Annotated in this window: 27 protein-coding genes; 3 read left to right on the top strand and 24 right to left on the bottom strand. The window is 55.6% G+C overall.

The window, feature by feature from the left end; translation table 11 throughout:
• Positions 1-77 precede the first annotated feature (77 nt).
• Both RGW60_RS01560 and RGW60_RS01555 read right to left on the bottom strand, forming a co-directional pair.
• A complete protein-coding gene (locus RGW60_RS01560; RefSeq protein ID WP_322201502.1) occupies positions 78-626 on the bottom strand; it encodes a sugar ABC transporter ATPase in 549 nt (182 codons plus the stop codon).
• A 58-nt stretch (positions 627-684) separates the two neighbouring features.
• On the bottom strand, positions 685-1,476 hold the full coding sequence (locus tag RGW60_RS01555) for a sulfite exporter TauE/SafE family protein (protein WP_322201500.1): 792 nt from the start codon (positions 1,474-1,476) through the stop codon (positions 685-687).
• Between the two features lie 113 nt (positions 1,477-1,589).
• On the opposite strand from RGW60_RS01555, the gene xseA reads away from it, so the two are divergent.
• The gene (gene xseA / locus RGW60_RS01550) at positions 1,590-2,969 is read left to right on the top strand and encodes an exodeoxyribonuclease VII large subunit (RefSeq protein WP_322206821.1); all 1,380 of its coding nucleotides are present in this window, start codon (positions 1,590-1,592) and stop codon (positions 2,967-2,969) included.
• Positions 2,970-3,358: 389 nt separating this feature from the next.
• Entirely contained in the window at positions 3,359-5,029 is a 1,671-nt protein-coding gene (gene leuA / locus RGW60_RS01545; protein ID WP_322201498.1) for a 2-isopropylmalate synthase, read from the top strand.
• 90 nt (positions 5,030-5,119) lie between these two features.
• Here leuA and RGW60_RS01540 read toward each other — a convergent pair whose 3' ends face one another.
• From RGW60_RS01540 to trmJ, 21 genes are all read right to left on the bottom strand, one after another.
• Entirely contained in the window at positions 5,120-5,911 is a 792-nt protein-coding gene (locus RGW60_RS01540) for an amidohydrolase (RefSeq protein WP_322201496.1), read from the bottom strand.
• Positions 5,899-7,047: a pyridoxal phosphate-dependent aminotransferase gene (locus tag RGW60_RS01535; RefSeq protein WP_322201494.1), complete on the bottom strand. Its 1,149-nt coding sequence runs from the start codon at positions 7,045-7,047 to the stop codon at positions 5,899-5,901. The genes RGW60_RS01540 and RGW60_RS01535 overlap by 13 nt, the downstream gene beginning before the upstream one ends.
• 119 nt (positions 7,048-7,166) lie before the next feature.
• Positions 7,167-8,630, bottom strand: a complete 1,464-nt coding sequence (gene der, locus RGW60_RS01530; RefSeq protein ID WP_322201492.1) for a ribosome biogenesis GTPase Der — start codon at positions 8,628-8,630, stop codon at positions 7,167-7,169.
• A gap of 156 nt (positions 8,631-8,786) precedes the next feature.
• Positions 8,787-9,941 carry an outer membrane protein assembly factor BamB gene (gene bamB, locus RGW60_RS01525; RefSeq protein ID WP_322201490.1) on the bottom strand — a complete coding sequence of 385 codons (1,155 nt, stop codon included), beginning with the start codon at positions 9,939-9,941 and terminating at the stop codon, positions 8,787-8,789.
• Positions 9,934-10,575, bottom strand: a complete 642-nt coding sequence (locus RGW60_RS01520; protein ID WP_322201488.1) for a tetratricopeptide repeat protein — start codon at positions 10,573-10,575, stop codon at positions 9,934-9,936. Before RGW60_RS01520 ends, bamB begins: the two co-directional genes overlap by 8 nt.
• A 39-nt stretch (positions 10,576-10,614) precedes the next feature.
• Complete coding sequence (gene hisS, locus RGW60_RS01515; protein ID WP_322201486.1) at positions 10,615-11,904, bottom strand: histidine--tRNA ligase; 1,290 nt, start codon at positions 11,902-11,904, stop codon at positions 10,615-10,617.
• 21 nt (positions 11,905-11,925) lie between these two features.
• A complete protein-coding gene (gene ispG / locus RGW60_RS01510; RefSeq protein ID WP_322201485.1) occupies positions 11,926-13,035 on the bottom strand; it encodes a flavodoxin-dependent (E)-4-hydroxy-3-methylbut-2-enyl-diphosphate synthase in 1,110 nt (369 codons plus the stop codon).
• A gap of 3 nt (positions 13,036-13,038) precedes the next feature.
• The gene (locus RGW60_RS01505; RefSeq protein WP_322201484.1) at positions 13,039-14,025 is read right to left on the bottom strand and encodes a RodZ family helix-turn-helix domain-containing protein; all 987 of its coding nucleotides are present in this window, start codon (positions 14,023-14,025) and stop codon (positions 13,039-13,041) included.
• Positions 14,025-14,783, bottom strand: a complete 759-nt coding sequence (gene pilW, locus RGW60_RS01500; protein WP_322201482.1) for a type IV pilus biogenesis/stability protein PilW — start codon at positions 14,781-14,783, stop codon at positions 14,025-14,027. The genes RGW60_RS01505 and pilW overlap by 1 nt, the downstream gene beginning before the upstream one ends.
• A 14-nt stretch (positions 14,784-14,797) precedes the next feature.
• Positions 14,798-15,946: a 23S rRNA (adenine(2503)-C(2))-methyltransferase RlmN gene (gene rlmN, locus RGW60_RS01495; RefSeq protein WP_322201480.1), complete on the bottom strand. Its 1,149-nt coding sequence runs from the start codon at positions 15,944-15,946 to the stop codon at positions 14,798-14,800.
• Positions 15,947-15,969: 23 nt separating this feature from the next.
• The gene (gene ndk / locus RGW60_RS01490; protein WP_322201479.1) at positions 15,970-16,401 is read right to left on the bottom strand and encodes a nucleoside-diphosphate kinase; all 432 of its coding nucleotides are present in this window, start codon (positions 16,399-16,401) and stop codon (positions 15,970-15,972) included.
• A gap of 89 nt (positions 16,402-16,490) precedes the next feature.
• On the bottom strand, positions 16,491-16,691 hold the full coding sequence (gene iscX, locus RGW60_RS01485; RefSeq protein WP_322201477.1) for a Fe-S cluster assembly protein IscX: 201 nt from the start codon (positions 16,689-16,691) through the stop codon (positions 16,491-16,493).
• Positions 16,692-16,705: 14 nt separating this feature from the next.
• Positions 16,706-17,047: an ISC system 2Fe-2S type ferredoxin gene (gene fdx, locus RGW60_RS01480; protein WP_322201475.1), complete on the bottom strand. Its 342-nt coding sequence runs from the start codon at positions 17,045-17,047 to the stop codon at positions 16,706-16,708.
• Between the two features lie 3 nt (positions 17,048-17,050).
• Positions 17,051-18,913, bottom strand: coding sequence for a Fe-S protein assembly chaperone HscA (hscA, locus tag RGW60_RS01475; RefSeq protein ID WP_322201473.1), 1,863 nt, complete (start codon positions 18,911-18,913; stop codon positions 17,051-17,053).
• A gap of 44 nt (positions 18,914-18,957) precedes the next feature.
• The gene (hscB, locus tag RGW60_RS01470; protein ID WP_322201471.1) at positions 18,958-19,479 is read right to left on the bottom strand and encodes a co-chaperone HscB; all 522 of its coding nucleotides are present in this window, start codon (positions 19,477-19,479) and stop codon (positions 18,958-18,960) included.
• 8 nt (positions 19,480-19,487) lie between these two features.
• A complete protein-coding gene (gene iscA, locus RGW60_RS01465) occupies positions 19,488-19,811 on the bottom strand; it encodes an iron-sulfur cluster assembly protein IscA (protein WP_322201468.1) in 324 nt (107 codons plus the stop codon).
• Positions 19,812-19,862: 51 nt separating this feature from the next.
• On the bottom strand, positions 19,863-20,249 hold the full coding sequence (iscU, locus tag RGW60_RS01460; RefSeq protein WP_322167960.1) for a Fe-S cluster assembly scaffold IscU: 387 nt from the start codon (positions 20,247-20,249) through the stop codon (positions 19,863-19,865).
• A gap of 47 nt (positions 20,250-20,296) precedes the next feature.
• A complete protein-coding gene (locus RGW60_RS01455) occupies positions 20,297-21,511 on the bottom strand; it encodes an IscS subfamily cysteine desulfurase (RefSeq protein ID WP_322201466.1) in 1,215 nt (404 codons plus the stop codon).
• A gap of 44 nt (positions 21,512-21,555) precedes the next feature.
• Positions 21,556-22,047, bottom strand: coding sequence for a Fe-S cluster assembly transcriptional regulator IscR (gene iscR / locus RGW60_RS01450; protein WP_297833141.1), 492 nt, complete (start codon positions 22,045-22,047; stop codon positions 21,556-21,558).
• Positions 22,048-22,220: 173 nt separating this feature from the next.
• The gene (gene cysE / locus RGW60_RS01445) at positions 22,221-22,997 is read right to left on the bottom strand and encodes a serine O-acetyltransferase (protein WP_322201464.1); all 777 of its coding nucleotides are present in this window, start codon (positions 22,995-22,997) and stop codon (positions 22,221-22,223) included.
• Complete coding sequence (gene trmJ / locus RGW60_RS01440) at positions 22,997-23,770, bottom strand: tRNA (cytosine(32)/uridine(32)-2'-O)-methyltransferase TrmJ (protein ID WP_322201462.1); 774 nt, start codon at positions 23,768-23,770, stop codon at positions 22,997-22,999. The genes cysE and trmJ overlap by 1 nt, the downstream gene beginning before the upstream one ends.
• Positions 23,771-23,913: 143 nt before the next feature.
• Here trmJ and suhB point away from each other — a divergent pair, with 143 nt between their 5' ends.
• On the top strand, positions 23,914-24,729 hold the full coding sequence (suhB, locus tag RGW60_RS01435; protein WP_322201460.1) for an inositol-phosphate phosphatase: 816 nt from the start codon (positions 23,914-23,916) through the stop codon (positions 24,727-24,729).
• Positions 24,730-24,858: 129 nt separating this feature from the next.
• Here the strand turns inward: suhB and RGW60_RS01430 are convergent, their stop codons facing one another.
• Entirely contained in the window at positions 24,859-25,410 is a 552-nt protein-coding gene (locus tag RGW60_RS01430) for a glycine zipper 2TM domain-containing protein (protein WP_322201458.1), read from the bottom strand.
• Positions 25,411-25,457: the final 47 nt, after the last annotated feature.

Genomic DNA, 25,457 nt, shown 5'->3' with positions numbered 1-25,457 from the left:
CTGGCGAGAGGCTTGGTGCAGCCTGTCTGACACAACGCTTCGCCAACAAGTTGGCTCCTTGTATGTGTGGGGCCGGGTCAAAGCTCGACCCTGACCCAAGCCACGGGACTGTCGAGCCAATCTGCGAACTCGTCGATGAAATTCTGCTGGAACCCGGCTTCTGCCCAGTTATTGAAGATAAAGCCCAGGTTGGAAAACGCGCAGGGCTGCAAGAACAAGAACCCGTTGATGTCGTCTTCGTGCCCGCATTCCGGGCAGACGAAGTTGTCGGTGCGCCCCGGCATCCAGTCTTCAAGGCTTTCAAATAACGCCTCACCCACTTCTTTACGGCATTCGGCGCAGCCCGCCTCTTCAAGAAATCCCTTAGCCGGGGTGTAGATGCAGCGATGGGTGATTATTTCCAAGCCGTTGATTGGCTCGCTGAAGGGAAGCGCTTCAGGATGCAGCACAACATTGGCCGCGCCCGGCGCAATGGCGTGGGCCATGCGATTGCCGCTTCGACCGCAAGTAGTCGGCGCTTCTTCGATGATATTTTTGCGCACCAACCAGCGCACAATAGCCCGCGCCCGTGGTTCGTGAACCGCCAGCGTGGAGATTTTCGGGACAATAATGCTCTGCGAATTCATGGTACTGCCTGTTGCGACGCGTTAAGAACAAGGCAGCTTAATCCCTCGCGGCATCAGGTCAAGTGCTGGTCGAAAGGGAAATGTAGCGGGCAATCAGCGCAATTCCGCTGGCCAATACTAGCCAAATGATCAATCGTACGAAGGTTTCACGGGACAGCTTCATGCTCAACGAGCGGCCCGTCCACGAACCCAGCACCATGGCCGGAAACAGACAGGTCGCCAGCAAAAATAAAGAAACTTCAGCGTATACGCCCGCGATCAGAAACAGGCTTAAACGGACTATGGTGCTACAACTGATCAACGCGGCCTGGGTCGCCCGCACTTGTTCTTTGGAGCCCAAGCGGCTGTTGAGGTAGATCGCATATAAAAATCCGCCGCTGCCGAACAGCGCCCCAAACAATCCGCCCACCGTACCCATCGGTATCGCCCACCCCGCCGCCAGTTGAGCCGGGCGCACTTTGACCAATAGGCTATATAACGCATAAGCGGTGATGAACAGCCCCATCAATAACAGCAACACATTGGCTTTCAAGTTAAGCAAAAACACCACGCCAAGGGTGCAACCAATCGCCATGCAGGGCAGCAGGCGCAGCAATTCGCTTTTGACCACGGATTGGCGCGAAGGCAGCAGATTGCCGAACGCTGCGATGAAATCCAGCAACACCAGCAACGGAATGATCCGCGACAGAGACATGAAGTTGATCAGGATCGGCCCGGCGATCAGCGCAGTACCAAACCCGGCGATGCCAAACACGATGTAAGCCGCCGTTACCCCCACCTCTATAATCAACCAATCCAGCGGCGTGAATTCCAACTGATTGAACAATGTAGCGATGTCGGAAAGGGGCATAGATAAGCGTCCTGAGTACGGGCGCTGACTTTAGCAATGTTCAGCGCTATGGAGAGATTTTGAGCTGACGGCCTGGTTTAGCGATCCCATCCGCTGCGTGTATCATGCCAGTCATGATTAAAGACCCCTTCGCAAGACTCGGCCTCGACCGAGAAGTCCTTACCGTGAGCCAACTCAACGGTCGTGCGCGCGTGCTGCTGGAGGACGTGTTCAGCAATATCTGGGTAGAGGGCGAAATCTCCAACTTGTCCCGCCCGGCCTCCGGCCACGTGTATTTCACCCTCAAGGATAGCGGCGCCCAAGTGCGTTGCGCGCTGTTCCGGCAGAACGCAGTGCGGGTTCGGCAGGTATTGAAAGATGGCTTGGCGGTAAGGGTACGGGGCAAGGTCTCGCTGTTTGAAGGACGTGGCGACTATCAACTGATTCTCGATACGGTTGAACCCGCTGGCGAAGGTGCCCTGCGTCTGGCCTTCGACGCCTTGAAAGAAAAGCTCAATGCCGAAGGCCTGTTCAGCGCCGAACGCAAAGTGCCGCTGCCGTTGCATCCACAGCGTATTGGTATTATCAGCTCGCCCACAGGCGCGGTGATTCGCGACATCATCAGCGTGTTTCGCCGCCGCGCGCCTCAGGTCCGGCTGACGTTGATTCCCACTGCGGTGCAAGGCCGCGAGGCGATTGCGCAGATAGTCCGAGCGCTAAAGCTGGCCGACGCCCAAGGTTTTGACGCCCTGATCCTGGCCCGAGGCGGTGGATCACTGGAAGACTTATGGTGCTTTAACGAAGAAGCCGTGGCCCGCGCCATCGACGCCTGTGTGACCCCTATCGTCAGCGCTGTCGGACACGAAACCGATGTCTCAATCAGTGATTTCGTGGCGGACGTGCGTGCGCCCACCCCATCGGCCGCCGCAGAGCTGCTAGCCCCGGACTCCAATGACTTATATAGGCGAGTTGATAGTCTGAAGCGCCGCTTGGTGGCACGCATTCAAGACCGGCTGATGCGTGATCGCCTACGTCTGGAAGACATGTCTAGACGCTTGCGTCATCCTGGCGAACGTCTGCGCCAACAAGCACAGCGTCTGGATGATTTGGACATGCGTCTACGTCGAGCCTTCGAACAGCACGCGCATAAACGCGCAGTACGCCTGGCCCATCTGGAGACCCGTCTTGCGGCGCAACATCCTGGGCGCACCCTGGCCTTTTTGAAGCAACGGCTGGACGGTCTTTCCGAACGCCTGCCGCGTGCCATGCGTGAAATGCTTAAAAACCGTCGTTTACAGCTCCAAAGTCAGGTGCAGACTTTGCACGTGGTCAGTCCGCTGGCGACCTTGAGCCGTGGTTACAGCATTTTGCTTGATGAGCGCGGTCACGCGATTCGCAGCGCCGAACAAACTCATAACGGGCAGCGACTAACGGCGCGGCTCGGTGAAGGTGAACTGCACGTACGGGTCGAAGATAACCATTTGGCACCGGTCACCCTTTCCCTTTTGGATTGATCTAAATCCGGTTATTTTCATTGGGGCGTTTCGGCGTTGATGACTCCAAGCAGTCCTGACCTATATGAACTACTGCGCCGCAGAAACATGCAGCTGCTTTATCAAATGCGCAATAACACCGCAGCTTGCGCCAAAATTGCGCTATGAAATTCGTTAAAAATCGAAAAATAGAGAACTTATCTCAATTTTTCAGCACTGCTTGCCAACTTCAATCTCAATGGTTACGGTTGGCGGTATGAAAACGCCAAACACCCTCATTCTACTGCGTCAACACAGCTGCCTTAGCCTCGTCAGTTCACGACTGCCACGCTAAACGCTATGCCTCAGCTCGCTCTTCCATTTCAACGGTAGGCCGCCTCTTTCCGGCCCGAACAAAAAAGGATTTCCCAATGACGATGCTCAACGATCCATCGACCAAGTACCGCGCGTTCCCAACCATTGATCTGCCTGATCGTACCTGGCCGTCGAAGACTATTACCATGGCGCCTATCTGGTGCAGCTCCGACCTTCGCGATGGCAATCAGTCGCTGATCGAGCCGATGGACGCAGTTAAAAAGCTGCGATTCTGGAAGACCCTGGTCGCGGTGGGCGTCAAGGAAATTGAAGCATCGTTCCCGGCCGCATCGCAAACCGACTTTGATTTCGTTCGTACCCTGATCGAAGGCAATCACATTCCGGATGACACCACCATTCAGGTGCTGACCCAGGGCCGTGAAGACTTGATTGCACGCACCTTTGAATCACTGCGCGGTGCGAAGAAAGCCATCGTTCATCTGTATAACGCCACCTCGCCGTCGTTCCGCCGCATTGTCTTCAATCAGGACAAAGCCGGGGTAAAAGAGATCGCTGTCAGCGCCGCCAAATTGTTCGTCAAGTTTGCCGCCGAGCAGCCAGAGACGCAGTGGACCTTTGAGTACTCGCCGGAAACCTTCAGCGCCACTGAACTCGAGTTCGCCAAAGAAGTGTGTGACGCGGTGATCGAAGTATGGAATCCGACGCCGCAGAACAAGGTCATCCTTAACCTGCCAGCCACTGTTGAAGTGGCGACACCTAACATTTACGCGGATCAAATCGAGTGGTTCGGCCGTCATATCAACCGTCGCGACAGCGTGCTGATAAGCCTGCACACCCACAACGACCGTGGCACCGGCGTCGCAGCCACTGAATTGGGCCTGATGGCCGGCGCTGATCGCGTCGAAGGCTGCCTGTTCGGTAACGGCGAGCGCACCGGCAATGTCGATCTGGTCACCGTGGCACTGAACCTCTATACCCAAGGCATCAACCCACAATTGGACTTCTCTGATATTGATGGCGTGCGCAAAGTCGTCGAAGAGTGCAACCAGATTCCGGTTCACCCGCGCCATCCGTATGTGGGCGACTTGGTGCACACGGCGTTCTCCGGGTCGCACCAAGACGCGATTCGTAAAGGTTTCACTCAGCAACAGCCAGACACCTTGTGGGAAGTGCCTTACCTGCCAATTGATCCCGCTGACATCGGCCGTAGCTATGAGGCAGTGATTCGGGTCAACAGCCAATCAGGTAAAGGCGGCATCGCTTACTTGCTGGAACAGGAATATGGCATTTGCCTGCCTCGCCGGATGCAGATCGAGTTCAGCCAAGTGGTTCAAGGTGAAACCGACCGTCTGGGCCTGGAAATGACTGCGCAGCAGATCTACAGCTTGCTGCACCGTGAATACCTGCAAGCCAATGCACCCTACGCTCTGCTCAGCCACAGGCTGCAGGAAGAGAATGGCACCAGTGCTGTAGATGCCGAAGTTCACTGCGAAGGTGAAACTCAGCATTGGCGCGGCAAGGGCAAAGGTGCGCTGGAAGCGCTGGTCGCCGGGCTGCCAGTGTCCGTGGAAATCATGGACTACAACGAACACGCGATTGGTGCGGGGACCACGGCCAAGGCCGCTGCCTACATCGAGCTGCGGGTTAACGGTGATCGTGCGGTGCATGGCGTGGGTGTCGATGAAAACATCACTACCGCGAGCTTCCGTGCACTGTTTAGCGCATTGAACCGTTCGCTGTGCCAGGCCGAAGCCAAAGCGGCTTGATCTAAACGCCGTGAAATAAAAATGGCCCCGAAGTTAACGCTTCGGGGCCATTTTTTTGTCTGGGCCGCAGTTCACTTTTCAATATCAGGATCAGTGCAGCTCAAACACATCCGCATCGAGATTAGCCGGGAAGCGCGTGCGATACGCAGCCAAGTCGGCAGCATTGAGGCTGACGTGAAAGACCCCATCGGCTTCGCCGGCACTCAACAGACTCTCACCCTGAAAATCAAACACATGGCTATCGCCGGTGTAGGCGAAGCCTTTGCCATCAACACCAACACGGTTAACCGCCGCGACATAACACAGGTTTTCGATGGCGCGGGCGGGTAACAGTCGGTTCCAGTGCAGGCGTCGGGCGCCGGGCCAGTTGGCGGTGTACAGCAGTAAATCGGTGTCCTGTGCGTCGCGACTCCAGACGGGGAAACGCAGGTCATAGCAAATCAACGGCCTGATCCTCCAGCCTTTCAATTCGAACTGAACCTGCTGCTCGCCGGGTGTGTAGTGTTTGTGCTCCCCCGCCATACGGAACAAATGGCGCTTATCGTAGTGCAGAACCTCGCCATCAGGTCGCGCCCACAGCAGACGGTTGCGATGGCTACCGTCAGCAACACGCACAATGATGCTACCCGTGATGACGGCGTTAAGCTTTTTCGCCTGAGCTAACATCCATGTCACCGTAGGCCCCTGCTCGGGTTCCGCTTGGGCTTCGGATTCCATGGTGAAGCCGGTGGTGAACATCTCCGGCAGCACCACCAAATCAGCGCCTGAGGCCTGGTCAAGCAGCAGCTCGAAATGGTCGTGGTTGGCTTGGCGGTTGTGCCACACCAATGTGGTCTGGACCAATGCAACGTTAAGGTTAGGTAACTCGCTTAGATCGCGCATAGTTGTGTCGCTGCTTGACGCAACGTCTCCTCGCGTTTGGCGAAACACAGACGAATCAGCCGCTGACCCTGCGGCGGGGACTGGTAAAACACCGACACTGGAATGCTGGCAACACCATGCTCACGGGTCATCCACAACGACATGTCCACGTCATTTAAGTCGGGACGAATATTTGAATAGTCCACCAACTGAAAGTACGTCCCGTCCACACGGTCGAAGGTAAAGCGCGAGGGCGCTAACAAGTCGCAGAACAGGTCGCGCTTGGCTTGATAGAACGCTGGCAGTTCTTCGACGTGTTCGGGACACTCGGCCATAAAGTCAGCCAGCGCGTATTGCAACGGCGTCACACCACAAAAACTCACGTATTGGTGGATCTTACGCAATTCGGCCGTCAGCGCTGGCGGTGCGACGACGTATCCGGTTTTCCAACCGGTGACGTGATAAGTCTTGCCGAACGAGCTGACCACAAACGAACGCTGATAAAGCTCTTGATGGGCCAGCACGCTGGCGTGTTTCACACCATCGAATACCAAGTGTTCATAGACTTCATCGCTGACCAAGTGGATGTCGCGATTGGCGATCAAGGCAGCCAGTCGATCAAGTTCATCACGGGTAACCAGCGCACCCGTTGGGTTATGCGGACTGTTGAGGATGATCATTCGAGTACGAGGGCTGATGACATCACCCAGTTTTTGCCAATCGATCGCAAAATCTTTGGCATCCAGCTGTACATGCACGCAACGGCCTCCAGCCAGTTCAACCGAAGGCTCATAACTGTCATAGCACGGGTCGAATACGATCACTTCGTCGCCAGGATTTATCACCGTTTGGATCGCGCAAAAGATCGCTTGGGTGGCGCCCGGGGTGATGGTGATTTCAGTGTCGGCATCGACCTGACGACCGTAGCTGCGAGCGATTTTAGCCGCAACTTGTTGGCGTAAAGCAGGCAGCCCAGTCATTGGCGAATACTGGTTGTGCCCTTCGGCGATATGGCGACCAACGGCATCGCGCAGCGACTGCGGGCCATCAAAATCCGGAAAGCCTTGAGACAAATTGATTGCACCCGTCTGGGTGGCGAGCTGAGACATGGTGGTGAAGATGGTGGTGCCAACGTTCGGCAATTTACTGATGATCATCGGCTATTTCCTTGCTGGCACCCGACTCTACGACGGCGTGAGAAGCAGCAGGATAGCCCATACTGCGCGCATAAAAAAAGGCGCCATTGGCGCCTTTCTTGAAAAAGTCCGTTACACAATCAGCGCTTATCTTTGCGCTTTTTGTCGGCTTTCTTGTGGTGCGACATCATTCGACGCTTTTTGTTGACCTGACGGTCTGTCAGCGTGTTTTTGTTGCCTTCATACGGGTTCTCGCCACCTTTGAACTCGATCCGGATTGGCGTACCGACCAGTTTCAAGACCCGGCGGTAGGTGTTTTCCAGATAGCGAACATAAGATTTGGGAACTTTTTCAACCTGGTTACCGTGGATCACGATCAACGGCGGGTTGGCACCACCCAGGTGAGCGTAGCGCAGCTTGATGCGGCGGCTGCCAACCATCGGCGGTGCATGCTCGGTGACGGCGTCTTCGAGAATCTGGGTCAGACGGTTGGTCGGCCAGCGGGTAACCGCAGACATGAATGAGTTTTGCACCGACTGGTAAAGGTTGCCCACGCCAGTGCCGTGCAGCGCCGAGATGAAGTGGATGTCGGCGAAGTCGACGAAGAACAACCGACGTTGTAGCTCGACCTTGACGTAGTCGCGCTCGCTCGGCGTCATGCCATCCCACTTGTTCAACGCGATAACCAACGCACGACCCGATTCCAGCACGAAGCCCAACAGGTTGAGATCGTGGTCAACCACGCCTTCGCGCGAATCCATCACAAAAATGACGACGTTGGAGTCTTTGATCGCTTGCAGGGTTTTGACCACGGAGAATTTTTCAACTTCCTCGTGGACCTTGCCGCGCTTGCGCACACCTGCGGTGTCGATCAGCGTGTACTTCTCATCACCGCGCTGGAACGGGATATAGATGCTGTCACGGGTGGTGCCCGGCTCGTCATAGACGATGACCCGGTCTTCACCGAGCATGCGGTTGACCAGTGTCGATTTACCGACGTTAGGACGGCCGATGATTGCGATCTTGATGCCGTCTTTTTCGCTCGGGCCCGGAATACGCTTGGCTTCCTGACCTTCCTCGACGTGTTCTTCGTCGATTTCTTCTTCAGGATCTTTCGGGAAATCTCCCAAGGCGATTTCCAGCATCTGGGTGATGCCACGACCGTGCGCGCCGGCAACCGGTATAGCGTCGCCCATGCCTAACGGACTGAATTCAGCGCGGGCCATTTCCGGGTCGATGTTGTCGACCTTGTTGGCAACCACGTAGGAGCGCTTGCCCCGCTTGCGCAGATGCTCGCCGATCATCTGGTCAGCAGCGGTGAAACCGGCGCGAGCATCTACCAGGAACAACACAACATCGGCTTCTTCGATGGCCAGCAGCGACTGCTCGGCCATCTTTTCGTCCATGCCATGCTCATCACCAGAGATACCGCCGGTGTCGACCAGAATGTAGGAACGCCCTTGCCACTTGGCCTCACCGTATTGGCGATCACGGGTCAGACCGGACAGATCGCCGACGATAGCGTCGCGAGTCCTGGTCAGGCGGTTGAATAAGGTGGACTTGCCGACGTTCGGTCGGCCCACCAGGGCGATTACGGGAACCATGCGGCTCTCCACTTCGTTATTTCAGAAAATACAAAGGCCGCTGCAGGGCAGCGGCCGGTGTTCGGAGCGGCACTTGAAGTGCCGCGAGCCTTGCCGAAGCAAGGTTATGAGAGGTCATATGCCTCAAGCATAGACAGCGACCTCACGCATAGACAGTTACTGCTTGATCTTCAAGGCTTCCAGCTTGCCGCTGTTGCCAAAAACGTAAATGGTGTCGCCATCAACTAACGGACGGGCGCGCAGGCCATTGCCATCAATTTTTTCACGACCTACGAAACGCCCATCCACCTGGCTCAACAGGTGCAGATAGCCTTCCATATCGCCGACTGCCACGTAGCTGGAAAACACTTCAGGCGCACCCAATTGGCGGCGAGCCAACGAGTCATTGCTCCAGAGAGCAGTTGTCGAACGCTCATCAATACCTTGCACTGTGCCGTTTGCCAAGGTCACATAAACGCTACCAAATCCTTGGGCAACACCCGAGTAGCTAGAGGCGTCTCGCTGCCAAAGAATACGACCGCTTTCCAGATCCAGAGCAGCAACTCGGCCCTGATAGGTCGCAACGTAAACCTTGTCGGCCGAGAGCAACAGGCCGCCGTCGATATCAACGACACGATCAAGCTCCGAGCGACCTTGTGGGATCGCAACGCGCTGCTCCCATATTGGAACGCCGTTGCTGGTGTTCAACGCTACTACCTTACCCGTCGACAACCCGGCCAATGCAAGGTGGTTAGTGACGATCGGTGCACCAGTACCACGCAATGTCAGTAGCGCCGGGGTGCTTTCGTAGATCCAGCGCTGGGTACCAGTGGCGGCGTCATAGCCGATCACACGGTCATCCTGAGTCTGGACGACGACAACATCACCGTTGGTGGCGGGTGCTGACAATATCTCGCTGGTAGCGCGAGCACGCCATTTTATGTCACCGGTGGTGGCGTCCAATACGACGACTTCACCCTTTAGCGTACCGAGCATGATCAGCCCGTAGCCCGAACCAACGGCACCGGAAACAGGCAACTCGAGGTCTTTCTTCCAGACAACGTCACCGGTATTGCGGTCCAGCGACATGATCACGCCCTTCACGTCGGCGGCATAGATATGCTCGCCGTCGATTGCCGGAGTCAGCATGTTATAGATGTCGCCTTGACCGTCACCGATGGAGCGGCTCCATTCCTTTTGCAAAACTACTTCTTCTTTGAAGTCAGTCAGCTCGGCTGGGGGCAATTCTTTTTTACCATTGCTGCTGCAACCCGCGGCCAAAAGGGCCAGGGCCAGCAATGCTGCATGTTTCCAACGCATCACGTCACGCATCCCCTTTCGCCAGGTCGTCTAGCTTCATTTGTAGGCCACCTACCGCCGCTTCTTCTGACAGCGCGGATTTGGCTTTTTCATAAGCAGCATGAGCGTCATCGGTACGGCCAAGCTGTACCAGCAAATCGCCTTTAAGTTCTTCGCGGCTGGCCAGAAATGCCTTGTCAGCATCGCCATCGAGCAGCTTCAGGGCGTCATCAACCTTATTCTGTGCAGCCAAGACGCGAGCCAAGCGTTGGCGCGCAACTTCACCCAGCGCCTCACTAACAGGCTTGTCGACCACGGCCTTGAGTTCAGCTGCCGCATCATCCAGCTTGCCGGTATCGACCGCAACTTTCGCGACGAGCAACCTGCCGTATTGAGCATAAGCCGTGCCGCCAAAATCGCTTTTTAGCTTGCTGGAGATATCCGCAACGCGCGCGGCATCAGGCTGACCATTCGGAGTCAGCGTGGTTTCCAGCAATGCTTGATAAAGCATCGATGCACCTTGTGACTGACTCGTTTGATACCTGTGCCAAGCCTGCCAGCCAAGCACCACGATCGCCACGACCAGACAGCCGGTGACCAAGGGTTTGCCGTTGCGCTGCCACCAGTCTTTCATCACTGCCAGCTCTTCATCTTCGGTACGCGACACCCCAATACTCCTTTTCGCTAAATCGGCTGTTTATCAGCTTCAACCCTGCACAATGCAGGAGGCCAGGTGCTCTGAGAGAGCATCCCAAGCAATATTTTGTTGTTCGCCCTGGCCACGCAGGGGTTTGACGCCTACCACCTGCTGAGCCAACTCGTCTTCGCCCAGGATCAGGGTGTACAACGCACCGCTCTTGTCGGCTTTCTTTAATTGACTTTTGAAACTGCCAGCCCCGGCGTTTACCTGTAAACGCAGGTTCGGCAACTGGTCACGCACACGTTCAGTCAGCGCCAAGGCAGCTAATTCGGCCGCTTCACCAAAGGCACATAAATAAACATCGACCTGACGCGAGATATCTTCCGGGATCTGCCCGAGACTTTCGAGGAGCAATACCAAACGCTCGATGCCCATTGCAAAACCAACTCCGGTCGTAGGCTTACCGCCCATTTGCTCGACCAGACCGTCGTAGCGGCCACCCGCACATACAGTGCCTTGGGCGCCCAGTTGATCGGTGACCCACTCGAAAACGGTCTTGCTGTAGTAATCCAGCCCGCGCACCAGCTTGGGATTGATCACATAGGGAATACCGGCAGCATCCAAACGCGCTTTCAGGCCGTCGAAATGGATGCGGGATTCATCATCGAGGTAATCCACCAGTTTCGGCGCATCAATCAGGACTGCTTGAGTCTCAGGATTCTTGGTGTCGAGAACGCGCAGAGGGTTGGTCTTCAAACGACGCTGACTGTCTTCGTCCAGCTCGCTCAAGCGCGCAGAAAGAAATTCAACCAAAGCCTCGCGATAACGCGCACGTGCTGCGCTGGTGCCCAGGCTGTTGAGTTCCAATTTGACCGCGTCGCGAATACCCAGCAACCCCCACAAGCGCCAGGTCAGCACGATCAACTCTGCGTCGATGTCCGGACCGTCGAGGTTGAATACTTCCACGCCGATCTGGTGAAATTGACGATAACGGCCTTTCTGCGGACGTTCGTGGCGGAACATCGGACCGATGTACCACAATTTTTGCACTTGGCCACCACCGGTAATCCCGTGCTCAAGCACCGCTCGGACACACGCAGCAGTACCTTCAGGCCGCAGGGTCAGGGAATCACCGTTACGGTCTTTGAAGGTGTACATCTCTTTTTCGACGATGTCGGTCACTTCACCGATTGAGCGCTTGAACAGCTCGGTGAACTCGACAATCGGCATACGAATCTGACGGTAGCCGTAATTATCCAGCAGTCGCGAAACCGTACTTTCAAAAAAGCGCCACAGCGGCGTCTGATCCGGCAGGATGTCGTTCATGCCCCGAATAGCTTGCAAAGGCTTGCTCACAAAAAATCCTTAAAAACTAAATTAGCCGCGCGCGATCAGCGCTGCGTCAGCTTCGACTTTCTCGGCAGCTCTCTGACGGATCAAGCGTTCGAGCTGATCCACTAAATTATCGTTGGTCAGTTTCTGCGCAGGTTTACCGTCGATGTAGATCAGGTTAGGCGTACCGCCCGTGAGGCCGATATGGGCCTCTTTAGCTTCGCCCGGACCATTAACCACACAACCGATCACCGCGACGTCCAGCGGCACCAACAAATCTTCAAGGCGCGTTTCCAACTCGTTCATGGTCTTGACCACATCAAAGTTCTGCCGCGAGCAGCTCGGACAGGCGATGAAGTTGATCCCACGAGAACGAAGGCGCAACGATTTCAGAATGTCATAGCCAACTTTCACCTCTTCAACCGGGTCAGCGGCCAGCGAGATGCGGATAGTATCGCCAATTCCCTCGGCGAGCAGCATCCCGAGGCCGACTGCGGATTTCACAGTGCCAGAACGCAAGCCGCCCGCTTCGGTAATACCCAGATGCAGCGGTTGGCTAATTTGCCTGGACAGCAATCGATAGGCTTCCACCGCCATGAACACATCACTGGCTTTGACGCTGACTTTGAAATCCTGAAAGTTCAAACGATCCAGATGCTCGACGTGGCGTAACGCGGATTCGACCAGCGCAGCCGGCGTCGGCTCACCGTATTTTTTCTGCAGGTCTTTTTCCAGCGATCCGGCGTTGACCCCGATACGGATCGGAATACCCCGATCACGGGCAGCGCTCACAACGGCTCGAACCCGATCTTCGCGGCCGATATTGCCTGGGTTGATTCGCAAGCAGTCGACGCCCAGCTCAGCGACGCGCAAGGCGATTCGGTAATCAAAATGGATATCAGCCACCAACGGCACTTTGACCAACTGTTTGATTCGGCCGAAGGCTTCAGCTGCATCCATGTCCGGTACTGAGATCCGCACGATGTCCACGCCCGCTGCTTCCAGACGATTGATCTGGGCGACAGTGGCGGCCACGTCATTGGTGTCGCTGTTGGTCATACTCTGCACGGCGATGGGTGCATCGCCGCCTACCGGTACGGAGCCGACCCAAATTTTACGCGTTTCGCGACGCTTGATAGGGGATTCGCCGTGCATGAATTATTGTCCTAATTTTAGGCGAGCAGTTTCGCCGCTGGAAAAAGGAGCCAGATCAACGGCCTGGCCGTTATAGGTCAACTGAACCCCGCGAGCGAAGCCCAGTCGCACACTGAACGGCGGCTTGCCGCTGACGTCCAGGTTCTCACCCTTGCGCTTGACACCGCTCAGCAGCACCTTGCCGTTGCCGTCGGTTACTTGAGTCCAGCAATCGGCCACATACCGCATATTGAGCAGCCCGGCACCGGCTTCAGGCGTAGGCTGGACGCCTGAGGTGGTGACCGGCATTGTGGTCGCTGGCGTCGGCGAAACGGTGGTGGCCGGCGTCACAGGTACAACATGGACTGGCGCCGCAGTTACGCTGGCAGAAGGCGCTACGACCGAAGTCGCCGGCGCGGCGGGCGCAACCTCGGCCGCTTGGGTACCTGCGGGAAGCGCCAACGTCGAGGTAGTGCCTTGAGAATCCGCCACAACTTGATCTTCCGGCCCATCCAGAGGATGAATCTGAGTGGTGCCGTCAGCACTTTCGACTTCGACATGCTCCAGATTGGTGTTTACCAGCTCCTTGCCACGCATTGACGCCTGATCCTGCCACCAGAAAAAGCCACCACCTACCAGCACTACCAGAAGCAACAAGCTGACGATGCGCAAAATATTGTGTGACAGCCGCACCGGTTCCTCGATACGGCCCAAGCTATGTACGTTGCTACCGTGGGAATCAGTTCCGGTGTAATGATCAAACTGCTGAACAAGGGCGGTTTGATCAAGGCCGAGCAACTTCGCATAGGCGCGGATATAACCACGAGCGAATGTATGCCCTGGCAGCTTTTCAAAGTCGCCGGTTTCCACGTTGCCCAGAAAAGCAACGGTCAGGTTTAACCTCGAAGCCACATCAGGCAGCGACCAGTTTTTACTCTCGCGACCTTGGCGCAAAGTTTCGCCAGGGTTGACACGAGTGGCTGCTACAACTTCGGGATGCGCCGCTTTCATCATTGCTCCAACTGGTATTGCTGATATTCCGGCGAGCCGGGATAGAGTCTTTTTAATTGCAACGCATAACTGGCTGCTTTGTTGCGATCACCATAACGTTTAGCCAATCGCGTACCGAGCAATAGACTACGTGCATTTTGATCGCTCAGCTGGCTAAAACGGTCGTAATAATCACGGGAGGGCACATAATGCCCGTCTTCGTAAGACAACTCAGCCATTTCCAGCAATGTTCTCGGCTGCCGAGGATTGAGGCCCAATGCTTTGGTGAAGAAAGCCAGGGCTTCGTCGCGTTTTTCGAGCTTCATGGAGGTCATCCCCAGGCTCTCGAAAACTCTGGAACGCTCCGGATACAAAGTATCTGAAGCGGCCTGTTGAAATCGTTCGTAAGCGTCTTTGTAACGCTTTTGCTCGTAGAGAAAACTGCCGTAATTATTCAGGATTCGCGCGTCACCGGGACGTGCTGACAGCGCCTTTAGAAACTGCTTGTCTGCTAGATCCGGTTCCATTTCGGCCTGAAAGACCAAAGCTAGCGCCGCATTGGCATCAGGGTCCGAGCTGTCCATATCAAGGGCTTTTTTCAGCGGAACCTTGGCCAGTTCGGTTTGCCCTTGCTGTAGATAGCCAACACCTAGCTGCACGTAAGCAGCGCGCGCCTCATCGCGGCCCTTGCTGGTACTCAACGGATTGATGGTTCCCGATGACACGCAGCCGGCCAGCACGTTAATCAAACAGAGCAACAGTGCAGTACGCAAGGTCATGAACATAGTCCCGATCAGTTCGACGTGGCGGCGTTTTGGACCACATCGCCCTCGGCACTCAACTCACGCACAGCAATATACCGCTCGCTGCGGCGGGTGCGGTCATTGACCTGCCCCACCAACTGGCCGCACGCAGCGTCGATATCTTCGCCACGGGTGGTGCGCACTGTGACGTTGTAGCCAGCCTGGTGCAACTGATCCTGGAAACGTCGTATTGCGTTGTTGCTCGGACGTTCATAGCCAGAGTGCGGAAACGGGTTAAATGGGATTAAGTTGATTTTGCAAGGAATGTCCTTGAGCAGCTCCGCCATTTCGATTGCGTGCTCAACCTTGTCGTTGATGTCTTTCAACATCGTGTATTCGATGGTCAATACGCGTTTTTCACCCAATGACGCCATATAACGCTGGCAGGACTCAAGCAGAACCTTTAGCGGATACTTCTTGTTGATCGGTACCAGTTGGCTGCGCAACTCATCATTGGGTGCGTGCAGTGAAAGCGCCAGCGAAACGTCAACGTGCTTGGAAAGCTCGTCAATCATCGGCACCACGCCAGAGGTGGACAACGTCACCCGGCGCTTTGAAATGCCATAACCTAAATCATCCATCATCAAAAGCATGGCGGAAATGACATTGTCGAAATTGAGCAGCGGCTCGCCCATGCCCATCATCACCACGTTGGTAATGGCACGGTCGACCGTAGCAGGGATACTGCCAAACGATTTGTTGGCAATCCACACCTGACCGATGACTTCGGCAGCGGTGAGGTTGCTATTGAAGCCCTGTTTGCCAGTGGAGCAGAAACTGCAATCCAGCGCACAGCCCGCCTGGGACGAAACACACAAAGTGCCGCGCTTGCCCTGGGGAATGTAAACAGTCTCGACACAGCTGCCCGACTCCACGCGTACCACCCATTTACGGGTGCCGTCGGTGGATATGTCTTCGCTGACGACTTCAGGACCGCGAACCTCAGCGCAGACCTTGAGCTTTTCGCGCAAGGCCTTGCTGACGTTCGTCATGGCGTCGAAATCTCCGACGCCAAAGTGGTGAATCCATTTCATTACCTGACCGGCACGAAAACGCTTCTCCCCGATCGAGTCGAAGAATTTTTCCATTTCCGGTTGAGTCAGACCCAACAGGTTGGTTTTGCCAGTCGATGTTGTCATTTTTTCACCCTCACTCGTTAGCCTTAGGCGTTACGAGCGGTTACTTCGGTAGCGGCGAAGAAATAAGCGATTTCACGTGCAGCAGCCGCTTCGGAATCGGAGCCGTGTACAGCGTTGGCGTCGATGGAATCAGCGAAGTCAGCACGGATAGTGCCAGCAGCCGCTTCTTTAGGGTTGGTAGCGCCCATCAATTCGCGGTTTTTGGCGATTGCGTTTTCGCCTTCCAGAACCTGAACGACAACCGGACCGGAAATCATGAAAGCAACCAGGTCGCCGAAGAAACCGCGAGCGCTATGCTCAGCGTAGAAGCCTTCAGCTTCAGCTTTGGACAGCTGCTTCATTTTCGAAGCAACCACTTGCAGACCAGCTTTTTCGAAACGAGTAACGATTTCGCCGATTACATTTTTAGCAACAGCATCAGGCTTGATGATGGAAAAAGTACGTTGAACAGCCATGGTGAAACTCCAGAAACGGTGATTAAAGCGAAAAATTAAACCCGCGTATTGTACGCGGGTTTAGGGGTATTGCCTAACGCACTGTTGGCTCAGTCCGCCTCATCGATCCAGGCAGCCTGAATAGCCTCCAGAACCTTCTCGCCGCCACGCACCGGATCATCATCGAACTCTGGCAGGCTAATTACCCAACGCTGGAGTTCGACGAAGTTCACGTAGCGCGGGTCCACCTCTGGCTTGCTCTCAGCCAATTGGATGGCGATCTCAAGCACATCCGTCCATTTAATACTCATAAAAACTCCTTGAATCAGTGCGCTGCTTCGGCTGCATGGTTAAGGGAGTATTTCGGTATCTCAACGGTCAAGTCCTCAGTACCCACGATTGCCTGACAAGTCAGACGCGATTGCGCCTCCAGACCCCAAGCCCGATCAAGATAGTCTTCTTCCAGTTCATCAGCCTCATTCAGCGAATTAGAGCCTTCGCGAATAATGCAGTGACACGTCGTGCAGGCGCAAACGCCGCCGCAGGCGCTTTCGATCTCGATATGGTGGTCATGGGCCACATCGAGAATGGATCGACCGGCCTCAGCCTGCACAACCATACCCTCCGGACAATGCTCGGCGTGTGGCAGAAAAATGATCTGCGGCATCAGTTAATCCTCGATTTCATTCAGTTTGCGCCCCGCCAGCGCGGATTTGACAGTTGAATCCAGGCGGCGAGCAGCGAAAGCATCGGTCACTTGCGATAGCCGCTTGGTCTGTAGCTCGATGGCAGGGCCATCCGTGCCTTGCATCAATTCATTCAGCTCATGCATTTGCGCCTCAATGACCACGCGCTCCTCTGCATCCAACAAACGATCGCCGTCTGCATCCAGCGCGCCCTGGACTGCCTCCAACAGGCGCTGAGCGTCAACCTGCTGTTCACGCAGTACGCGAGCAACCTTGTCATCGCTGGCATACTGGAACGAGTCCTTGAGCATGCGGGTAATTTCGCCATCAGTAAGGCCATAGGATGGCTTGACCTGGATGCTGGCCTCGACGCCCGATGCCAGCTCTCTAGCAGCGACACTGAGCAAACCATCGGCGTCAACCTGGAAGGTGACGCGGATTTTTGCAGCCCCAGCTACCATCGGCGGGATGCCGCGCAATTCAAAACGCGCCAGGGAACGGCAATCACTGATGAGCTCACGCTCGCCCTGCAGCACATGAATCATCATGGCCGACTGACCGTCTTTGTAGGTGGTGAAATCCTGAGCACGGGCGACGGGGATGGTGGTGTTGCGTGGAATCACCTTCTCCATCAGACCACCCATGGTTTCAAGCCCTAAAGACAGCGGAATCACATCGAGCAACAATAACTCTTCACCATCACGCTTGTTGCCCGCCAACGTATCGGCCTGGATCGCAGCGCCAATGGCTACTACTTGATCAGGATCAATTTCAGTCAATGGTTGGCGACCAAACAGCTCGGCGACAGCCTCTCGCACACGCGGCACACGGGTCGAACCGCCGACCATGACCACGGCTTCAACGTCTTCGACTTCGATGCCCGCGTCGCGAATAGCGCGCCGACATGATTTGAGGCTGCGGGCCAGCATGGGTTCGAGCATCGCATCGAACGCTTGACGAGTCAGTACCGAATGCCAGTCGCCGTGCACGACCTTGACCGAATCGACTTCAGTCAAGGCTTCTTTGGCAGCGCACGCAGTTTGCAGCAGGCTACGTTGGGCAGAAGGATCAAGGTCGGAGGAAAGCCCAGCCTCGCTCACTATCCAGCTGGCAATGGCGTGATCGAAATCATCGCCACCCAGCGCCGTGTCGCCGCCGGTTGCCAAGACTTCAAAGACGCCGCCCGTCAGACGCAAAACGGAGATATCAAAAGTGCCGCCGCCCAGGTCATAGATAGCTACCACGCCTTCGGCGTGTTGATCCAGGCCATAAGCAACCGCTGCGGCCGTAGGCTCGTTCAGCAGGCGCAGCACGTTGAGGCCGGCCAGCCGAGCAGCATCTTTGGTGGCTTGCCGCTGAGCATCATCGAAATAAGCCGGAACGGTAATCACCGCACCCACCAATTCGCCACCCAAGGTCGCTTCGGCGCGCTGACGCAGCACTTTGAGAATTTCTGCCGACACTTCTACCGGGCTTTTAGGCCCTTGAATCGTGTCAATAAAGGGCATGTGCGACTCGCCACCGACGAAGCGGTAAGGCAGCTGCTCACCCAATTGCTTCACGTCGGACAAGCCTCGACCCATCAGTCGCTTGACTGACAAAACGGTGTTGAACGGATCAAGCGCGGCGGCGTCTTTAGCGCTCTGCCCCACTTCAATACGATCGGAGTGATAGCGCACGGCGGACGGCAGAATAACCTGCCCTTCACCATCGGCCAGAGGTTCGGAAAGACCACTGCGTAATGCAGCGACCAACGAATTTGTAGTGCCCAAGTCGATTCCAACCGCCAGACGTCGCTGATGCGGTTGAGGACTTTGGCCGGGTTCGGCGATCTGCAGTAGGGCCATGCTTATCTGAATTTCACAGGCGTGCAGCCAAAGGCGGCACGGGGTTAGTCGTCGAGGCGCTCTTCCAGCTGGCGCACTTCGTAGGTGAGCTTGTCGAGGAACTGCATACGTCGCATCAGCCGTTCAGCTTGTTCGCGTCGTACAGCGTCATTCCAACAGGCAGCGAAGCTTTCGTTCAATCCATCCTGAGCAGCTTTTAGCCTACGCTTGAACACAGCAATACCAGCCAAATCAGCGTCATCTTGCAAATCCTCAAGCTCTTCGCGCCATTGCATCTGCTGCAGAAGAAACTCAGGGTCCTGCACGGTGACTTCCAACGGCATCTCATGACCGCCTAACGTGAGTAAATAACGTGCCCGTTTAGGTGCGTTTTTTAGCGTTTGATAGGCTTCATTGAGACTGGCGGATTGCTCAAGCGCCAGCCGTTGCTCACGCTCGGGAGCATCAGCAAAGCGGTCTGGATGTACGGTGCGCGCCAGTTCACGGTAGCGTGCGGCCAACTGATCGAGATCCAAACGGAAATCCGGTTTGAGCTCGAATAAAGCGAAATGACAAGGAGTACCCACGGTCAGCCTCAGATGTTGAAGCTTTCGCCGCAGCCACATTCACTGCGCGAGTTAGGGTTGTTGAACTTGAAGCCTTCGTTCAACCCTTCCTTGACGAAATCGAGTTCAGTGCCATCGAGATAAACCAGGCTTTTGGGATCGATGATCACTTTGACACCGTGCAATTCGTACACGGTGTCTTCGCTACCCGCCTCGTCGACGAACTCCAACACATAGGCGAGACCGGAACAACCTGTGGTGCGAACACCCAGACGAACCCCGTCACCTTTGCCGCGGCCCGCCAGGGACCGACGCACATGTTGAGCGGCAGCTTCTGTCATGCTGATAGACATCGAAACTCCTTAATTGAATCAAGCTTCGTAAAGGCTCTCCTCCCTCGGGGATTAGAGCAAGCCTTTCTTCTGCTTATAGTCGCGAACAGCTGCCTTGATGGCGTCTTCCGCCAGTACAGAGCAGTGGATTTTAACTGGAGGCAACGCCAGTTCTTCGGCCAAGTGAGTGTTTGTGATGGTCTCTGCTTCATCCAGAGTCTTGCCCTTCATCCACTCGGTAGCCAAGGAGCTGGAGGCGATAGCCGAACCGCAACCGTAGGTTTTGAACTTGGCGTCTTCGATGATGCCGTGTTCGTTGACCTTGATCTGCAGGCGCATTACATCGCCGCACGCCGGGGCGCCGACCATGCCGGTACCCACATCTGGATCTTCCGCGTCCATCTTGCCGACGTTGCGCGGGTTCTCGTAGTGGTCTATGACCTTTTCGCTATATGCCATGGTACTTAATCCTCACTCATCAGAAAGTCGCTCTTATTGGCGACTTGTCAGTGCGCAGCCCACTCGATCTTCGAGATGTCGACGCCGTCTTTGTACATGTCCCACAGCGGCGACAAAGCGCGCAGCTTGGTAACGGCCTCGCACACTTTCTGCGCGGCGTAGTCGATTTCTTCTTCGGTGGTAAAACGGCCGAAGGTAAAACGAATCGAGCTGTGCGCCAATTCGTCATTGCGGCCCAGGGCGCGCAATACATAAGAAGGCTCAAGGGAAGCCGAGGTGCACGCAGAGCCGGACGAAACCGCCAGATCCTTGAGCGCCATGATCAGCGATTCGCCTTCAACGTAGTTGAAGCTCAGGTTCAAGTTGTGCGGTACACGGGAGATTTGGCTACCGTTCACGTACAGCTCTTCCAAATGTTCGACTTGCTTAAAAAAACGATCGCTCAAGGCTTTGATGCGAACGCTCTCAACAGCCATGTCTTCTTTAGCAACCTGGAAGGCTTCACCCATACCCACGATCTGGTGAGTCGCAAGCGTACCGGAACGCATACCACGCTCATGACCACCACCGTGCATGGTCGCTTCCAGGCGAACGCGCGGTTTGCGGCTAACGTAGAGGGCGCCGATGCCTTTAGGGCCATAGGTTTTGTGCGCAGAGAACGACATCAGATCAACGTTGAGGTTGGCCAGATCGATACCGACTTTACCGGTGGACTGTGCGGCATCAACGTGAAATAACACGCCGCGCGAACGGGTCAGTTCACCAATAGCAGCGATATCGTTGATGGTGCCAATTTCATTGTTGACGTGCATGACCGACACCAAAATGGTGTCCTCGCGCAAGGCCGCCTCAACCATCGCCGGGGTGATCAAACCGTCTGTACCGGGCTCGATATACGTCACCTCGAAGCCTTCACGCTCCAGTTGGCGCATGGTATCCAAAACCGCTTTGTGCTCGATTTTGTTGGTGATCAGATGCTTGCCTTTGCTGGAATAGAAGTGTGCAACACCTTTAATGGCCAGGTTATTGGACTCGGTGGCACCTGAGGTCCACACAATTTCACGTGGATCTGCATTGACCAGATCAGCGACCTGACGGCGGGCATTTTCCACGGATTCTTCTGCTTTCCAGCCGAACACGTGCGAACGCGACGCGGGATTACCGAAGTTTCCATCAACCAGCAGGCATTCGCTCATTTTTTGCGCAACGCGCGGATCGACTGGAGTCGTCGCGGAGTAATCGAGGTAAATCGGCAATTTCATTGAATATCTCCTATCAGGCAGGCGCGCCGCTCATGCATCTACGGTCATTCGACGGCGGACGTTTCGATCTTATCCAACTGCGGTGTTCTGCACGCATTGCGACGCAGATCCTGACGTTGAGCGACTTCTTGCACCTCACGGCGAGTAACAAGGTCAGCCAGGCTTATACCGCTAAGGAATTCGTGGATTTGCTGACTAAGGTCGCACCACAAGTGGTGGGTCAGACAGGTATCGCCAGCATGGCAATCACCCAGCCCCTGACAGCGTGTCGCATCAACCGATTCGTTAACCGCATCGATTACCTGCGCAACCTGGATGCCCTGCATGTCACGGGACAGCTGGTAACCACCACCTGGGCCGCGAACACTCGACACCAGATTACTGCGACGCAGTTTGGCGAAAAGCTGTTCAAGATAGGACAAAGATATGCCTTGCCGCTCTGAAATATCGGCCAGTGACACTGGCCCGCGCTGCGCATGTAACGCCAGATCAAGCATGGCTGTTACAGCGTATCGGCCTTTAGTAGTCAGTCGCATGGCATGTACCGCGGAGGTTCGGAATGAGGGCGAGTATGCTATTCCCGAGTGTTTAAGTCAACTATAAGACCTAGTAAATTAGTCGGGATTACCCGCAAATAGCGGCAGCATCATAGCAAATGCCTAGGCGCGCTGGCACGCACCTTAGGTCTATGAGCGTCAGGAGCTCGCCCTTAGCCAACTTTAGTTTCGCTGCAGTCTTTCACGCACTCAAAGACCTCATCGCGCAGGGCGGGCAGCTCCTTGGAGCTGTAATCGCAGCCCAGCTTATTAAGCGCCTCGCCCATACTTTCAAGGCGTGCATCGACGGCCTGAATGTGATCGAGCAGTTGGCCAATTGCTTTCGCGACTGGGTCCGGCATGTCTTCACTGATTCCATAGGCGTCGAAACCGAGCTTTTCAGCGATGGCTTTGCGCTTGGCATCTACCTCTTCATCGGTCTTGATAATGATCCGCCCCGGAATGCCGACCGCTGTGGCACCCGCCGGTACTGCCTTGGTGACCACAGCATTGGAGCCGACCTTTGCGCCTGCGCCGACCGTGAAGGGCCCCAGCACTTTGGCACCGGCACCGACGACGACACCCGCTTCTAATGTCGGGTGACGCTTACCCTTGTTCCAGCTGGTGCCGCCCAAAGTCACGCCTTGGTACAACGTAACGTCATCCCCGATTTCAGCGGTTTCGCCGATCACGATGCCCATTCCATGATCTATGAAGAGACGCCGGCCGATGGTTGCCCCTGGATGAATCTCGATCCCCGTCATCCAACGCCCGAAATTAGAAACCATCCGCGCCAGCCATTTCCAACCCAAATTCCACAAGCAGCGTGAAAGTCGATGCAGCCAGATGGCGTGCATGCCGGGATAGCACGTCAGCACCTCGAACGCATTGCGTGCAGCAGGGTCTCGATGGAATACGCTCTGAATATCTTCTCGCAGACGGTTGAACATCATTGGCCCTTGCGCTTATGAGGCTCGCCGCGCGCCACTTTCTGCGTCTCGGTGAGGATGCCGCGTAAAATATTCATTTCTGATCGGTAAACGGCGCTGCGCCCGAACAAGCGGCGCATGCGAGCCATGAGGTGACGCGGGTTTTCCGGATCGAGAAAACCAATAGCGACCAGAGTTGCCTCAAGATGACCGTAAAACAGCTCCATCTCATCCATGGTCACAGGCTCGGAGCTACGGGTGGAGGTGACTTCCACCTTCTCAATTTTTGTCGGTTTACCTTGGGCCGCGAGCCACGACATCCGCACTTCATAGCACAGCACCTGCACCGCCGCGCCAAGATTCAGCGAACTAAACTCGGGATCAGACGGGATATGCACATGATAATGACATCGCTGCAGCTCTTCATTGGTCAGCCCGGCGTATTCACGACCGAACACCAATGCGATTTCAGCACCGTCAGCCGCCTGTTCTGCAGCCATTACCCCGCATTCACGCGGATCAAGCAGCGGCCAGGGAATCCTGCGGTCACGAGCACTGGTGCCCAACACCAGATTGCAGCCCACCAAGGCATCTTCTAACGTCGCCACCACTTGGGCGTTCGCAAGAACATCGCTGGCACCGGACGCACGCGCTTCGGCCTCGTGGGAAGGGAAATCCAGCGGATCGACCAGCACCAAGCGTGAAAGCCCCATGTTTTTCATGGCACGCGCAGCCCCACCAATGTTACCGGGGTGACTGGTACCGACCAGGACGACACGAATATTTTGCAGCAATGCAAGTTCTCACAGACGGGAGAAAGGGGAGCAAATCTTACAGAACCCCCTCGATTAACGCTATGGACGCTATGCGCGCTGGAAATAATCAGTCGGTGCCCCTACAATGTTCGGCTTTCTTTAACGACCTAGGTGAAACGTCCATGCAGCCCATGCTGAATATCGCGCTGCGCGCCGCCCGCAGCGCCAGTGAATTGATTTTCCGCTCCATCGAGCGCTTGGATACCATCAAGGTCGACGAAAAAGAAGCGAAGGATTACGTCACCGAAATTGATCGCGCTGCCGAACTGAGTATTATTACCGCCCTGCGAAAAGCTTATCCGACCCACGGCATTCTGGGCGAAGAAAGCGGCCTGCATGAAGGCAGCGGTGACGGTACCGAATACTTGTGGATCATCGACCCCCTTGATGGCACTACCAACTTCGTAAGAGGCGTGCCGCATTTTGCGGTCAGCATCGCTTGTAAATATCGCGGTCGCCTTGAGCATGCAGTGGTTCTGGACCCAGTTCGCCAAGAAGAATTCACCGCGAGCCGTGGCCGTGGTGCCGCCCTTAACGGTCGTCGCTTGCGTGTGAGCCAGCGAAAAAGTCTGGAGGGCGCCCTGCTGGGTACCGGATTCCCATTCCGTGATGGTCAAATGGACAACTTGGAAAACTACTTGGGCATGTTCCGCAGCCTGGTAGGTCAAACTGCCGGTATCCGTCGCGCAGGCGCCGCCAGTCTCGACCTCGCTTATGTAGCGGCCGGTCGTTTCGATGCGTTCTGGGAGTCGGGCCTGTCTGAATGGGACATGGCGGCAGGCGCGCTGCTGATTCAAGAAGCAGGCGGCTTGGTGAGCGACTTCACTGGCGGCCACGACTTCCTTGAAAAAGGCCACATCGTTGCCGGCAACACCAAGTGTTTCAAAGCCGTGCTAACTTCAATCGCACCGCACTTACCTGCCTCGCTGAAGCGCTAAGCCTCACGGCTCTCATAAAAACCGGCATTTGCCGGTTTTTTTACATCACTAGATCTGTTTTATTGCGCGACCAAATACAAAAAAGCACCCGAAGGTGCTTTTTTTCACGGCCAACCCGTTTTTGAATAATTACTGCGCTGCGGCGCCACCTTGCCCCAAAATCAATTGGCCTTGTTTGTTGACCGGAATTTGATTGCCGGGATCACGATCCATACGGACCTGACCAACTTTGCCGTTCAACTGATACTTCACGTCATAACCCACGACCTTGTCGCTAATGTCATTAACGGTATTACACCGAGTTTGATTGGTGGTGTAAGTATCGCGATTCTGCATGCCTTCCTGAACGCGGTTACCCGCATATCCGCCACCCACGGCACCCGCGACCGTGGCAAGTTTCCGACCGTTGCCACCGCCAACCTGGTTACCGAGCAAACCACCCGCCACAGCACCCAACACACTGCCCAATATTTGATTTTGATCCTTAACCGGCGCCTGACGAGTGACAGCCACCTCTTTACAAACCTCTCGCGGGGTTTTTACTTGCTCTTTGATAGGCTGAACACCCAACACATCCGCATACTCAGGGCCGCCTTTGACCAAGCTATAGGTGGCGATAGCACCTCCGGCGGTCACGCCGACAGCGCCCAACACCGCACCAATTAACAACGACTTGTTCACTTGAACCTCCTGGCACTAATACGCGGCGCTTATCAAAAGAAAAGTCT

This window comes from Pseudomonas sp. AB6, assembly GCF_034314105.1.
Classification (GTDB): domain Bacteria; phylum Pseudomonadota; class Gammaproteobacteria; order Pseudomonadales; family Pseudomonadaceae; genus Aquipseudomonas.
Note: the sequence above shows the minus strand (reverse complement) of the source record. Positions and strands in the feature narration are given on the sequence as shown.

What these genes read in the sequence shown, in the direction of transcription:
- bamB (WP_322201490.1), bottom strand. Translation starts at nt 9,941, where the DNA reads ATGCGTGACGTGATGCGTTGGAAACATGCAGCATTGCTGGCCCTGGCC.
- RGW60_RS01540 (WP_322201496.1), bottom strand. Translation starts at nt 5,911, where the DNA reads ATGCGCGATCTAAGCGAGTTACCTAACCTTAACGTTGCATTGGTCCAG.
- iscU (WP_322167960.1), bottom strand. Translation starts at nt 20,249, where the DNA reads ATGGCATATAGCGAAAAGGTCATAGACCACTACGAGAACCCGCGCAAC.
- iscR (WP_297833141.1), bottom strand. Translation starts at nt 22,047, where the DNA reads ATGCGACTGACTACTAAAGGCCGATACGCTGTAACAGCCATGCTTGAT.
- ndk (WP_322201479.1), bottom strand. Translation starts at nt 16,401, where the DNA reads ATGGCTGTTCAACGTACTTTTTCCATCATCAAGCCTGATGCTGTTGCT.
- RGW60_RS01455 (WP_322201466.1), bottom strand. Translation starts at nt 21,511, where the DNA reads ATGAAATTGCCGATTTACCTCGATTACTCCGCGACGACTCCAGTCGAT.
- RGW60_RS01505 (WP_322201484.1), bottom strand. Translation starts at nt 14,025, where the DNA reads ATGAAAGCGGCGCATCCCGAAGTTGTAGCAGCCACTCGTGTCAACCCT.
- RGW60_RS01535 (WP_322201494.1), bottom strand. Translation starts at nt 7,047, where the DNA reads ATGATCATCAGTAAATTGCCGAACGTTGGCACCACCATCTTCACCACC.
- fdx (WP_322201475.1), bottom strand. Translation starts at nt 17,047, where the DNA reads ATGCCGCAGATCATTTTTCTGCCACACGCCGAGCATTGTCCGGAGGGT.
- rlmN (WP_322201480.1), bottom strand. Translation starts at nt 15,946, where the DNA reads ATGACAACATCGACTGGCAAAACCAACCTGTTGGGTCTGACTCAACCG.
- cysE (WP_322201464.1), bottom strand. Translation starts at nt 22,997, where the DNA reads ATGTTCAACCGTCTGCGAGAAGATATTCAGAGCGTATTCCATCGAGAC.
- xseA (WP_322206821.1), top strand. Translation starts at nt 1,590, where the DNA reads ATGATTAAAGACCCCTTCGCAAGACTCGGCCTCGACCGAGAAGTCCTT.
- RGW60_RS01560 (WP_322201502.1), bottom strand. Translation starts at nt 626, where the DNA reads ATGAATTCGCAGAGCATTATTGTCCCGAAAATCTCCACGCTGGCGGTT.
- iscA (WP_322201468.1), bottom strand. Translation starts at nt 19,811, where the DNA reads ATGTCTATCAGCATGACAGAAGCTGCCGCTCAACATGTGCGTCGGTCC.
- suhB (WP_322201460.1), top strand. Translation starts at nt 23,914, where the DNA reads ATGCAGCCCATGCTGAATATCGCGCTGCGCGCCGCCCGCAGCGCCAGT.
- leuA (WP_322201498.1), top strand. Translation starts at nt 3,359, where the DNA reads ATGACGATGCTCAACGATCCATCGACCAAGTACCGCGCGTTCCCAACC.
- ispG (WP_322201485.1), bottom strand. Translation starts at nt 13,035, where the DNA reads ATGCACGGCGAATCCCCTATCAAGCGTCGCGAAACGCGTAAAATTTGG.
- iscX (WP_322201477.1), bottom strand. Translation starts at nt 16,691, where the DNA reads ATGAGTATTAAATGGACGGATGTGCTTGAGATCGCCATCCAATTGGCT.
- der (WP_322201492.1), bottom strand. Translation starts at nt 8,630, where the DNA reads ATGGTTCCCGTAATCGCCCTGGTGGGCCGACCGAACGTCGGCAAGTCC.
- RGW60_RS01555 (WP_322201500.1), bottom strand. Translation starts at nt 1,476, where the DNA reads ATGCCCCTTTCCGACATCGCTACATTGTTCAATCAGTTGGAATTCACG.
- hscA (WP_322201473.1), bottom strand. Translation starts at nt 18,913, where the DNA reads ATGGCCCTACTGCAGATCGCCGAACCCGGCCAAAGTCCTCAACCGCAT.
- pilW (WP_322201482.1), bottom strand. Translation starts at nt 14,783, where the DNA reads ATGACCTTGCGTACTGCACTGTTGCTCTGTTTGATTAACGTGCTGGCC.